The 11923-nt window shown below is 67.4% G+C and carries 10 protein-coding genes; 6 read left to right on the forward strand and 4 right to left on the reverse strand.

Annotated features, from left to right (window positions below; genetic code table 11):
* Positions 1-81: 81 nt before the first annotated feature.
* From rho to AC5RUF_RS06990, 4 genes are all read left to right on the forward strand, one after another.
* Positions 82-2229 carry a transcription termination factor Rho gene (gene rho, locus AC5RUF_RS06975; protein WP_494130095.1) on the forward strand — a complete coding sequence of 716 codons (2148 nt, stop codon included), beginning with the start codon at positions 82-84 and terminating at the stop codon, positions 2227-2229.
* A gap of 160 nt (positions 2230-2389) precedes the next feature.
* Positions 2390-3469 (forward strand): peptide chain release factor 1, encoded by a 1080-nt coding sequence (prfA, locus tag AC5RUF_RS06980; protein ID WP_493991212.1) that lies wholly within the window; start codon positions 2390-2392, stop codon positions 3467-3469.
* Positions 3456-4400 (forward strand): peptide chain release factor N(5)-glutamine methyltransferase, encoded by a 945-nt coding sequence (gene prmC / locus AC5RUF_RS06985; protein ID WP_494130096.1) that lies wholly within the window; start codon positions 3456-3458, stop codon positions 4398-4400. The genes prfA and prmC overlap by 14 nt, the downstream gene beginning before the upstream one ends.
* Entirely contained in the window at positions 4397-5125 is a 729-nt protein-coding gene (locus tag AC5RUF_RS06990) for an L-threonylcarbamoyladenylate synthase (protein ID WP_494130097.1), read from the forward strand. The genes prmC and AC5RUF_RS06990 overlap by 4 nt, the downstream gene beginning before the upstream one ends.
* 4 nt (positions 5126-5129) lie before the next feature.
* On the opposite strand, the gene map is transcribed toward AC5RUF_RS06990, so the two are convergent.
* The 4 genes from map to AC5RUF_RS07010 form a co-directional block, all read right to left on the reverse strand.
* Positions 5130-5912 (reverse strand): type I methionyl aminopeptidase, encoded by a 783-nt coding sequence (map, locus tag AC5RUF_RS06995; RefSeq protein WP_493998613.1) that lies wholly within the window; start codon positions 5910-5912, stop codon positions 5130-5132.
* A gap of 71 nt (positions 5913-5983) precedes the next feature.
* The gene (locus AC5RUF_RS07000; protein ID WP_494130098.1) at positions 5984-6955 is read right to left on the reverse strand and encodes an NAD-dependent epimerase/dehydratase family protein; all 972 of its coding nucleotides are present in this window, start codon (positions 6953-6955) and stop codon (positions 5984-5986) included.
* The gene (locus AC5RUF_RS07005) at positions 6952-7923 is read right to left on the reverse strand and encodes a glycosyltransferase (protein ID WP_494130099.1); all 972 of its coding nucleotides are present in this window, start codon (positions 7921-7923) and stop codon (positions 6952-6954) included. Before AC5RUF_RS07005 ends, AC5RUF_RS07000 begins: the two co-directional genes overlap by 4 nt.
* A gap of 1 nt (position 7924) precedes the next feature.
* Entirely contained in the window at positions 7925-8824 is a 900-nt protein-coding gene (locus AC5RUF_RS07010; protein WP_493997856.1) for a glycosyltransferase, read from the reverse strand.
* A 159-nt stretch (positions 8825-8983) separates the two neighbouring features.
* Here AC5RUF_RS07010 and AC5RUF_RS07015 point away from each other — a divergent pair, with 159 nt between their 5' ends.
* The gene (locus AC5RUF_RS07015; RefSeq protein WP_494130100.1) at positions 8984-10894 is read left to right on the forward strand and encodes a polysaccharide biosynthesis protein; all 1911 of its coding nucleotides are present in this window, start codon (positions 8984-8986) and stop codon (positions 10892-10894) included.
* Positions 10894-11889 (forward strand): MraY family glycosyltransferase, encoded by a 996-nt coding sequence (locus AC5RUF_RS07020; RefSeq protein WP_494130101.1) that lies wholly within the window; start codon positions 10894-10896, stop codon positions 11887-11889. Before AC5RUF_RS07015 ends, AC5RUF_RS07020 begins: the two co-directional genes overlap by 1 nt.
* The last annotated feature ends 34 nt before the right edge of the window (positions 11890-11923 follow it).

The raw sequence follows: 11923 nt of genomic DNA on the forward strand, positions 1-11923 counted from the left end.
CCAATGTCTGACCATGGGTCCAGGGCCAATCACCGCGGCCGGCAATGCGCCGGACCGCCCGACGAGGGGGAAGGATCCTTCGTGACAGACACCACCAGCCTGACTGCAGGCGTGGAATCCGCTTCCGCCGGCTCCGCCGGCGAGAACACTTCAAAGAGTGCAGGCCTTGCCGGCCTCAAGCTCGCACAGCTCCAGGCGCTTGCCGGCCAGCTCGGCATCACCGGCGGCTCCCGCATGCGCAAGGGGGACCTGGTTACGGCCATCTCCAACCACCAGCGCGGCGGCGCCGTAGCCGACCGTCCGGTCCGCGGATCCCGTTCGGGCGAAGACGCTGCCAAGGGCGCCGTGAGCGCACCGGAAGCTGCGGCCCCCGCGGACCAGGAGCAGGCAGCCGCAGAGCGTCCTGCCCGTACCCGCAACCGCAACCGGCGCGCAGCCAGTGACGGCGTCGTCACCTCCGCTCCGGCCGAAGCTCCCGCCGAGGCACCGGCCCAGCAGGCACCCCAGCAGGCCGAGGCCGCTGAGTCCGCCGACAACGCCCGCCCCGCCCGCGACGAAAACCAGCGTGAGCGCGGCAACCGCCGTACCCGCAACCGCCGCAGCGACAGTGGCGAGGCCGGTTCCGCCAATGCCTCGTCCAACGGCGCCGGCGAGGCCGCCGAAGCCGGCAGCTCCAGCCAGAACAATGCCGGCCAGAACAATGCCGGCCAGAACGGCTCGGGCCAGAGTGGCCAGAACGGTGCTGACAACCGCGGTTCCAACGACGACGAGCGCAACGAGCGCCGTGAACGCCGCAACGGCAACCGCGAGAACAACCGCGACCGCGACAGCAACGGCGGTAACCGCGAGAACAACCGGGACCGCGAGAACAACGGCGGTAACCGCGAGAACAACCGGGACCGCGACAACAACCGCGACGATAACGAAGAGAACGGGCGCGGACGCAACCGCCGCAACCGCAACCGGAACGACCGCAATGACCGCGGCGACCGGAACGACCGCTTCCGCGACCGCAACGAACGCCGCCGCAACCGCAACCAGAACCCCGAGGTTGACGACGTCGAGGTCACCGAAGACGATGTCCTGCTGCCCGTAGCCGGCATCCTGGACGTGCTGGAGAACTACGCCTTCGTACGCACCTCCGGCTACCTGCCCGGACCGAACGATGTCTACGTTTCCCTGGCCCAGGTCAAGAAGTACAACCTGCGCAAGGGCGACGCCGTGGTCGGCGCCATCCGCGCCCCCCGCGAAGGCGAGAGCCAGGGCGGCAACCAGCGCCAGAAGTTCAACGCACTGGTCCGGCTGACCTCCGTCAACGGCAAGCCCGCCGAAGACAACAAGGACCGCGTGGACTTCTCCAAGCTGGTTCCGCTGTACCCCTCCGAGCGCCTGCGCCTGGAGACCTCCGCCAAGGTGATCGGTCCGCGTGTCATCGACCTCGTTGCTCCGATCGGCAAGGGCCAGCGCGGCCTGATCGTCTCCCCGCCGAAGGCAGGCAAGACGCTCATCCTGCAGTCCATCGCCAACGCGATCACCATCAACAACCCGGAGGTCCATCTGATGATGGTCCTGGTTGATGAACGTCCCGAAGAAGTTACGGACATGCAGCGCACGGTCAAGGGCGAGGTCATTGCCTCCACCTTCGACCGTCCCGCCGATGACCACACCACCGTGGCTGAGCTCGCCATCGAGCGTGCCAAGCGCCTGGTGGAAATGGGCAACGACGTTGTGGTGCTGCTGGATTCCATGACCCGCCTGGGCCGCGCGTACAACCTGGCCGCTCCGGCCTCGGGCCGCATCCTCTCCGGCGGCGTGGATTCCTCCGCGCTGTACCCGCCAAAGCGCTTCTTCGGTGCTGCCCGCAACATCGAGAACGGCGGCTCCCTGACCATCCTGGCCACCGCGCTGGTGGAAACCGGCTCCAAAATGGACGAAGTCATCTTCGAAGAGTTCAAGGGCACCGGCAACATGGAACTGCGCCTGTCCCGCAACCTGGCGGACAAGCGGATCTTCCCGGCCGTGGACGTCAACGCTTCGGGCACCCGCCGCGAAGAGAACCTGCTGTCTCCGGATGAAGTCAAGATCATGTGGAAGCTGCGCCGCGTCCTCTCCGGCCTGGACACCCAGCAGGCGCTGGAACTCCTGACCGGCAAGATCAAGGAGACGCAGTCCAACGTGGAATTCCTGATGCAGATCCAGAAGACCACCCTCGGCAGCAAGGACGACTAGCTGCCTTACAAGCCGCTCATGCCCAGGTCCCGGTTCCAACCGGGGCCTTGGGCCTGGGCGGTTTGTCCGTTAACCCCGGCGAAGGCCGCCGGAAGCACGGGATCCCCGACGGGCCGATAAACTGCCTGTGGGAAACACAGTCGAAAGAGGAACCGAAAACATGTTTGAGTCCATTCAGGGTCTGTTGGATGAGCACGCAGAACTCCAGCTGCGCCTCTCCGATCCGGCAGTGCACGCGGACCAGGGCCTGGCCCGCCGGCTGGGCCGCCGCTACGCCGAGCTCAGCCGGATTGTGGACGCCTACAACCAGTGGCACGGACTCGAGGACGACCTGGCTGCAGCAACCGAAATGGCGGACGAGGATCCGGAGTTCGCCGCCGAGGTTCCCGTCCTGAAGGACCAGCTGGCCGAAGCCCAGGAGAAACTGCGCCGCCTGCTCATCCCGCGCGACCCCAACGACGGCCGCGACGTCATCATCGAGGTCAAGGGCGGTGAAGGCGGCGACGAAGCAGCCCTGTTCGCCGGCGATCTGCTGCGCATGTACACCCGCTACGCGGAGCACCGCGGCTGGCGCACCGAGATCATCTCGGCCACCGAATCGGACCTGGGCGGCTACAAGGATGTTTCGATGGCCATCAAGGGCAGCTCCAATGACCCGGCCGAAGGCGTGTACGCCCGCCTGAAGTACGAGGGTGGCGTCCACCGCGTCCAGCGCGTCCCCGTGACCGAGTCCCAAGGCCGGATCCACACCTCTGCCGCCGGCGTCCTGGTGCTCCCCGAAGTGGACGAGCCCGAAGAGGTCGAGATCAACCAGAACGACCTCAAGATCGACGTCTACCGTTCGTCCGGTCCGGGCGGCCAGTCCGTGAACACCACCGACTCGGCCGTGCGCATTACCCACCTCCCCACGGGCATCGTGGTGGCCATGCAGAACGAAAAATCCCAGCTGCAGAACCGCGAGGCTGCCATGCGTGTGCTGCGTTCGCGCATCCTCGCGCACGAGCAGGAGAAGATCGACGCCGCGAATTCCGACATCCGCAAGTCACAGATCCGCACCATGGACCGCTCCGAGCGCATCCGTACCTACAACTACCCGGAAAACCGGATTGTGGACCACCGCACGGGTTACAAGGCCTACAACCTGGACACCGTGCTGAACGGCGAACTCGAAGCCGTGGTGCAGGCAGCCATCGAAATGGATGAACAGGCCCGTCTGGACGCCATCGGTGACGAAAGCTAACAAGTCGCCGGCCGTACCCGCACCCCGGGACTCCGCCCCGGCGGGAACACTGTCCCTCGCCGACGCGCTCCGCGGCGCGACGGCGGAGCTCGCGGCCGCAGGTGTTCCCTCACCCCGGGTGGACGCCGAGCTGCTGGCAGCGCACCTGCTCGGCGAATCCGCCGGGCGGGTGCGGGCGCTGGCCTTCACTGACGTGCCCGCCCCTGCCGGCTATGCCGAGCTGGTAGCCGAGCGTGCCTCCCGGGTGCCGTTGCAGCACATCACCGGCAAGGCGCACTTCCGCTACTTGGAGCTGGCCGTGGGGCCGGGAGTTTTTGTGCCCCGGCCCGAGACCGAGACCGTGGCCCAGTTGGCGATCGACGCCGCCCGCCGGGCCGCCCCCGCCAAGGTGGTTGACCTGGGCACGGGGTCCGGAGCCATTGCCGCCTCGGTGGCATCGGAGGTTCCCGACGCCGAAGTCCACGCCGTGGAGCTCAGCCCGCTGGCCTTTGCCTGGGCGGAGCGCAACCTCGCGCCGCTGGGTGTCCGGCTGGTCCGGGCCGACCTGCGCGACGCGCTGGCGGAACACAACGGATCCTTTGACGTAGTGGTGTCCAACCCGCCCTACATCCCCGCCGAAGCCGTCCCCAACGAACCCGAAGCCGCCCAGCACGATCCTGCCATGGCCCTGTACGGCGGGGGAGCGGACGGACTGGAACTGCCGATGGCAGCCGCCGCCACCGCCGCCCGCCTGCTGGTTCCCGGCGGCAGCTTCGTGATGGAACACGCCGAAGTGCAGGCACCGGAGATAGCCCGCCGGCTGGCTGCGGACCCCGCCTGGACCGGCGTCGAATCCCACCGCGACCTCAACGGCCGGCCGAGGGCCACCTCCGCGGTCCGTCGGCCGGAGACAAAACCAATGGCATCCCCTAATGAAAGAATGTTGCCGTGACCACCAGTTATGACTGCTCCAACCCCGAGGAACTCAGCGAAGGCCTTGCTGCCGCGCAGCGTGCAATTGCTGCCAAGGCCTGCGTGGTGCTTCCCACGGACACCGTGTACGGCATCGGCGCCGATGCCTTCTCGCCGCAGGCCGTGGCAACGCTGCTTGCCGCAAAGGGGCGCGGCCGCAGCATGCCGCCGCCCGTGCTGATTCCCCGGCTGCAGACCATGGACGGACTGGCCACGGACATTCCGGAAGATGCCCGCAGCCTGGCGCGTACCTTCTGGCCGGGCGGGCTGACCCTGATCTGCCATGCCCAGCCGTCCCTGAGCTGGGACCTCGGCGACACCATGGGCACCGTGGCCTTGCGGATGCCCGATGACCGCATTGCCCTGGACCTGCTCTCGGTTACCGGCCCGCTGGCCGTCTCGTCGGCCAACCGCACCGGTTCCCCGGCTGCGCGGAACGCCGCGGAAGCCCAGGCCATGCTCGCGGAATCCGTGGAGGTGTACCTCGAAGCCGGTCACCGTCCGATCGTGGGCGCCGACGGCGTTCCCTCCACCATCGTGGATGCCACCAGTGAACCCATGCGGGTTGTCCGCCGCGGCGCGATCAGTATCGAGGCGCTGCGGGAGGTGGTTCCGGACCTGCTGGACCTGGGCGAGGAGTCTCCGGCCGCGGACCGGCCGGAGGACAACGGGACCGCACCGGCACCTACCCTGACCAAGGAGTAGCCCGCTACTTGCCTGCCGCCGAGGGCAAAGTGAGGATCTTGGCGCCGTCCTCGGTGATGGCCACTGTGTGTTCGCTGTGCGCTGTACGGCAGCCGGTGGCACTGCGGAGCGTCCAGCCGTCGGCATCGGTGGTGAGCTTGTCCGTGTCGACCATTACCCACGGCTCAAGGGCAAGCATCAGGCCGGGGCGGAGCTTATAGCCCCGTCCCGGCCTGCCGCTGTTGGGGATGTGCGGGTCCTGGTGCATGGTGCTGCCGATGCCGTGGCCGCCGAACTCGGTATTGACCGGGTAGCCTGCCGCGGTGAGCACGGACCCGATGGCGTCGGAAATGTCACCGACGCGGGCACCGGGTACGGCAGCCGCGATGGCTGCCTCCAGCGCCCGTTCCGTGGCACGGATCAGCGCGACGCTCTCGGGCGGCCGGGCCTCACCCACAATGAAGCTGATGGCGGAGTCCGACGCGATCCCGTCCTTGACGATGGCGAAATCAAGGGTCAGGAGGTCGCCGTCGGCCAGGGCATAGTCGTGCGGCAATCCGTGGAGCACTGCGTCGTTGACGGAAGTGCAGATGTAGTGGCCGAACGGACCGCGGCCGAAGGCCGGCTCATAATCCACGTAGCAGGAGCTGGCCCCGCCGGCCTTAATCAGCTCACCTGCCCGCCGGTCGATCTCCAGGAGGTTGGTGCCCACCTGCGTGTGGCTCTTCAGGTCCTGCAGGATATTGGCAACCAGCCGGCCGGTCACTTCGGCGCGCGCCAGTTCGTTGTCATTGAGGATTTCGATCACGGGGTGCCTTTCGCCAACATCTCCCCACCATAACCGGACGCGGCGGCACCGGTTACCCCGGCAAAGGCCAATCAGCTGCGGGAATCCTGCAGAACCTGCTCTACGCGCGGTTCGGGAACGTTGCCGGTGGACTCCGCCCAGCCCGGTTCCTGGCGTTGGCCGAACCACATCATCTCCACGCGACGCAGCGGGCCGTGCAGACGTTCCCCGGCGAGCGAGGAGACCGCGTAGCCGGTGCGAAGGGCGGCACGGCAGAACCAGGCCGGCAGGCGTGCCGGCCGGCGGCCGCCTGCGGCCTCCAGGACGGACGCCACCGAAGCCTGCTCCCAGGGCTGGAGCACCACGGCGGGTACGGGCCCGCGGTGTTCGGCCACCCGCAGGACAAAGTCCACCAGGGCGTCAACGGAGCTCACCGGGCTGGGCGCCGTGCCCGGGGCGGCAACGGACGCCAGCGGCGAGGCAGCCAGCCGGGCCAGCTTCGCCGTCGTTGTCCGCCCGGGGCCCTGCACCGAGGTGGCACGGACAGTCACCACGCTGCAGGTGCCGGCCGGGCGGGCGGAAAGTGCCTGCTCGCCGAGGGCCTTGGCGCGCGAATAGGCGGAGAAAGGCTCAACGTGGCTGCTCTCGTCCAGGAACGGCCGGTGGCCCTGCACGGCGGCGCTGCTGAGGTGCACGAACCGGCGGACTCCCGCGGCATCGGCAGCGTCGGCAACCAGCAGCGGAAGCAACGCGTTGGCGCCGCGGAGCCCGGGGGAGTCCCCGGCACCGGGCGTAGCAAGGCCCGCAGCATTGATCACCACGTCGGCACCGGCAAACCCGGCGGCAAGCTCCGCCCGTTCCGCGTCCAACTCGGCTGCTGTGGACAGCAGTGCCCGGACATCGGAGCCGTCAGCCGCCAGCCGCGGAGCGCGCACGGTGCGGACTTCGGCACCCCGGTCGGCCAGTGCGGCACGGACCGCGGAACCAATGAATCCGGTGGCGCCGACAACCACCCAGACCTGCGGGGAACCGGCGGGGGAGTGCAGTGGAGATGTGTTGCTCAAACCTGTTGCTTTCGGGTCATGGCGGGCATAGGGGACCAGGAACGCTCGTGCAGGATGCGGCGCGCGCCGCGCCAGCCCGCCCAGAGGCGTCCGGCACCGTGCAGCGTACGCTCCACGGCAACCAGCCGGAGGATTTCCTTGCCGGCGGTCAGGAAGGTGCCCAGGGCAAAGCCGGCACGGTTGTACCGGCCGTGGACCTGGAGGTAGCGGGCCGTGTGGCCCCGGTTGCGCATGGCGGTAAACCGGCCGAGGTCGCTGGAATCATTCAAGTGCCGGATACCCAGGTCAATCTGCTTCTGGGCACGGACCTTCCGGAGCACGAACTCGTTGACGTAGGCCACCGGACGGTCCAGCGAGGCCAGCCAGCCGTAGATCAGGTCATCGCCGTTGATGAAGTAGCGGGCGTCCGGGAGGCCGATCCGGCGGACCTGGGCGGCGCTGATCAGCATCCCCTCGAAGCAGCCGAGGTTGGTCTCAAAGACGGGTGAATCCCGGAACACGTTGCCGCGTACCGGAAGGTGCACGCCAAGGAACGGCACAAACCGGTGCTGCCAGAAAAACGGGGCACCGGAATCGTCCAGGCGCCGGCCGTGGATGCACTCATAGCTGCCGGTCCATTTGCGCAGTGCGGCCACGGCGCCGGGGAGGACTTCGACGTCGTCGTCCATCAGCCACAGCCACTGCACCCCTTGGGCAAGGGCGGCGTCGACACCGGCCGCAAAGCCGCCGGCGCCACCCGTGTTCTCCCGGAGGCGCAGGACGGTCAGCGGTACGGGAAAGTCCTTGCCGGCGGAGGCCAGGACCGCAGGGGTGTCGTCAGTGCTGGCGTTGTCCACCACAATGACGCCCGCCGGGGCCGGATCGAGCGCAGCGATGCTGTCCAGCAGTCCGGCCAGGTAAGCGGAGCGGTTGAAGGTGGTGACTACGATCGTCAGCGCGGCGTCACCGGCCGCCTGTGCCGGACCCATGTCAGAAGCCGAAGTCCGACGGCGGCCCGAAGCGGCGTCCGCCCATGCCCGCGGCGTAGGCGCGCAGCCAGTTCAGGAAGCCCTTCGGGTCCCTGGTACGGGCGAAGTGGACGGGATAACCGACGGCGTCGGCCACAAAGGACTTCACCCGTCCGTACCTGCGGGTGAGGTGGCCGCGGTTGCGGTAGAAGTAGAACTGCTTGAACGGTGTTTCGGGTACCAGCACATGCATGCGGTCACCGAGTACCGGCTGGACCTCTGCCCAAGCGGCGGGGTGGGTCAGGGCCACGGTGGTGACGGTCCCGAACCGGATGCCGGCGCGGCGCAGCCGAATCATGAAATCCGTCTCGTCCCCGCGGATGAACAGGCGCAGGTCCGGCAGGCCCACCCGGTAGAACACATCGGCACGGATCAGGGCGCCGTTGAAGAAATGCCCTACGTTGGGCAGGAAGCCGCGGGCGGCTACTTCGGCGCGGTCATGCGTCAGCTTGCCGTCAAGGCGGAAATGGAAGGAAAGCGTGTCCGGGGCGCCGGGGGCAACCACCAGCGGCAGGACGACGTCGAGTCCGCGCTCCTTGGCAGCAGCCAAGAGAGTGGCCACGCACTCCGGATCCTCCGGATGGGCGTCATCGTCCATGATCCAGATCCACTCGGCCCCCGAGGCCATGGCGGAAAGAATGGCCAGCGAGAAGCCGCCGGCTCCGCCGAGGTTCGTGTTGGAACGGATATAATTGACCGGCGCTGACGAGCTTTCGGCGATCTCGGCCACCGGGCTCTTGCCTGAGTCCACCAGGGCTACGGATGTGATGTTTCCACTCTGGGCAGCGAGTGCTTCGAGGAGCGTCTTAACGTCATCCGGGCGGTCGAAGGTGACTGCTGCTACGGCAACGGAGTCCGGCAAGATGATCCTTTCGTAGCAACCCCTTCGGAACGGCCAAAGCCGAAACAGATCAGGGTCTGCAGTTAGTATGCTGAATAGATTCCAGTCTATTACACCGGATTCTTCCACCAGTTCTTCGCTCGACCGAGAAGAAAGCCGGGTACCTACCCGTTGAGGACCATGAGGCAAAAACCTACGGACAACACCAGCCTTCCCAGGGAGGAAAAACCTGTTCTGTGGCTCTGGTCGCAGTACATGCTGGATTCCCTGGCATGGATCGTGTCCATTGTCCTTGCCCTGGTACTGCGGTACGAGCTGACGGTTGAGCAGATCAGTCCCGGCGGTCTTGCCGTGTTCTGCGGCGTGGCGGTCCTGACGCAGCTGATCGTCGGTTATTCGTTCGCCCTCTACCGGGGACGCTACAGCTTCGGCAGCTTCCATGAGATGCGCCTGCTGGCCGTGGTGACCCTGATTGTCTCCGCCATCCTGGTCCTGGCCAGCGCACTGTTCGGCCTGGTCATCGACATTCCGCGAAGCACCGGCATGATCGCCTTCCCGTTTGCCTGCCTGTTCATGGCGGCCATCCGCTACGTCAAGAGGATGTACGTCGAAAGCCGGACCCGCCCGGGCGAGGAAGCACAGCGGACCCTGATCTACGGTGCCGGTTTCCTGGGCAGTTCGTTGGTCTCCCGGATGATGAAGGATCCGGAGTCCCCGTACTACCCGGTGGGCCTGATCGATGACGACCCCGCGAAGAAGCACCTGCGCCTGGCCACGGTTCCGGTACTGGGGAAGCTGGGGGACCTTGCCGAAGTGGTGCACCGCACCCGCGCCACGGTCCTTATCGTCGCTTTTGCCGAGGTTGAAGCCCGGCAGGTGCGGGAGATTTCCGACCGCGCCGAAGGCCTGAACCTGCGCGTACTGGTGCTGCCCCCGCTCAAGGACATGCTGGCCAAGGGTGCCGGGGCTGGCCTGGGCGACTTCCGGGACGTTGCGGTGGAGGACCTGATCGGCCGCCGGCCGGTGGACATCCACGTGGACGAGGTAGCAGGCTACCTTTCCGGCAAGAAGGTGCTGGTCACCGGCGCAGGCGGCTCCATCGGTTCCGAGCTCTGCCGGCAGATCACCGCGTTTAATCCCGGTGAGCTCATCATGGTGGACCGTGACGAGACAGGCCTCCAGCTGACCCAGCTCTCCATCACCGGCCGGGGCCTGCTGGACGGCCGGGACACGGTCCTGGCCGACATCCGGGACCCGCAGGCGCTGGAACGGATCTTCGCGGAGCGCCGCCCCGACGTCGTCTTCCACGCCGCCGCCCTCAAACACGTCTCCCTGCTCGAGCAGTACCCGCAGGAAGCCTGGAAAACCAATGTGCTGGGCACCGCGAACGTGCTCGCCGCCGCCCGGAATGCCGGCGTGCGCCACTTCGTGAATATCTCCACGGACAAGGCGGCCAACCCCACCACGGTCCTGGGCCACTCCAAGCGCGTGGCCGAGAAGCTCACGGCCTGGATGGCCGAGGACTCCGGCGAACGCTACGTTTCCGTCCGCTTCGGCAACGTCATTGGAAGCCGCGGCTCCATGCTGCCGCTCTTCAGCGAACAGATCCGGCAGGGCGGGCCCCTCACCGTCACCGACCCCGAGGTCACCCGGTTCTTCATGACCATCCCCGAGGCCTGCCAGCTGGTGATCCAGGCCGGCGCCATCGGACGCGGGGGAGAGGTGATGATCCTGGACATGGGCGAGCCCGTGAAGATCCTCGACGTCGCCCGCCGCATGATTGCCATGTCCGGCAAGGACATCGACATTGTCTTCACCGGCCTGCGCCAGGGCGAAAAGATGCACGAAATCCTGGTGGGCACCGGTGAAGAGGATTCCCGGCCGTTCCACCCGAAGATTTCCCACGCTTCCGTCGCCGTGCTCAATCCCGATGACCTGGACCTGGCGGACTGGCTGCGCCGCTGCGGGCTGGCGGACCCGGCAGCCGGAGACGCCGCCGCCGGAGTCGTCCGGCTTCCCGACGCAGGCACCGCCCGCACGGACGAGCCGCGCACCGGCCAGGAAAGCTACGGCGAACGGCGGACCGGCTGATGCTGCTGGCCGTATGCGTGGCGGCTGCGTTCCTGCTGAGCCTGCTGCTTCCGTTTGCCTTCATCCCGCTGCTGCGCCGGCTGGGTGTCCTGGACGTTCCGAACGAGCGCTCGTCCCACACCACCGTGGTGATCCGCGGCGTGGGCGTCACCGTGGCCGCCGGCCTGCTGGCCGGTCTGGTGCTGTCCCTGGTGACCGGCCTGGTTGCCGTGGACCGGTCGGTGATGGCCATCCTCATTGTCACCATTGGACTGGCAGCACTGCTGGGCTGGATCGAGGACTGGCGGGGCGTCTCCGTACGGGTGCGTGCCGGCAGCCAGCTGGCCATCGGCCTGGCATCCACCGCCGCCCTGGCCTGGACCATGGAACAGAGCTGGTGGTGGATTCCGGTAGGCGGACTGGCCATAGCGGCCTACATCAACGTGGCCAACTTCATGGACGGCATCAACGGCATTTCCGGGCTGCACGGGCTCGTAGTGGGAATCCTGTATTCCCTCAGCGGCGTGTTGTCGGACCACATCTGGCTCACCGTGGCCGGTGCCGTCACGGCAGCGGCCTTTGCCGCGTTCCTGCCCTGGAACCTGGGCCGGGGCCACGTCTTCCTCGGCGACGTCGGCAGCTACCTGCTCGGTGCGTCAATAGCCGGTATTGCGGTGGCGGCCTTTCTGGCCGGTGTGTACGTGGAGTACCTGCTCTTCCCGATCCTGGTGTACTTGGCGGACACGTTCTCCACGCTCCTGTGCCGGGTGCGCAGGGGGGAGCGGTGGTACACGGCGCATCGCTCGCACGTGTACCAGCGGTTGACTGACACCGGCCTCAGCCACGTCCAGGTTTCACTGTTCGTCACCGGCTGCACCCTTGCCGTCGGGCTGGCAGGCCTGTTCACGGCCGGTGCCGGCGCCGGCGCCACCTCGGCCGGAGTCCTTTTCTCCGTGGCGGTAGTGGTGTTCTACCTCGCGTCTCCGGGCATTTTCAGCCGCCGCTACGCCCACTGACGGGGTCCGTGCAGCCGCGTCCGGAGGCCCGGGA

The sequence above is a fragment of the Arthrobacter sp. Y3224198 genome (genome assembly GCF_059090025.1).

Bases quoted from the DNA above. Each gene is read 5' to 3' on its own strand.
- AC5RUF_RS07015 (WP_494130100.1), top strand. From the start codon at position 8,984: ATGAGGCAAAAACCTACGGACAACACCAGCCTTCCCAGGGAGGAAAAA.
- AC5RUF_RS07005 (WP_494130099.1), bottom strand. From the start codon at position 7,923: ATGGGTCCGGCACAGGCGGCCGGTGACGCCGCGCTGACGATCGTAGTC.
- AC5RUF_RS07020 (WP_494130101.1), top strand. From the start codon at position 10,894: ATGCTGCTGGCCGTATGCGTGGCGGCTGCGTTCCTGCTGAGCCTGCTG.
- prfA (WP_493991212.1), top strand. From the start codon at position 2,390: ATGTTTGAGTCCATTCAGGGTCTGTTGGATGAGCACGCAGAACTCCAG.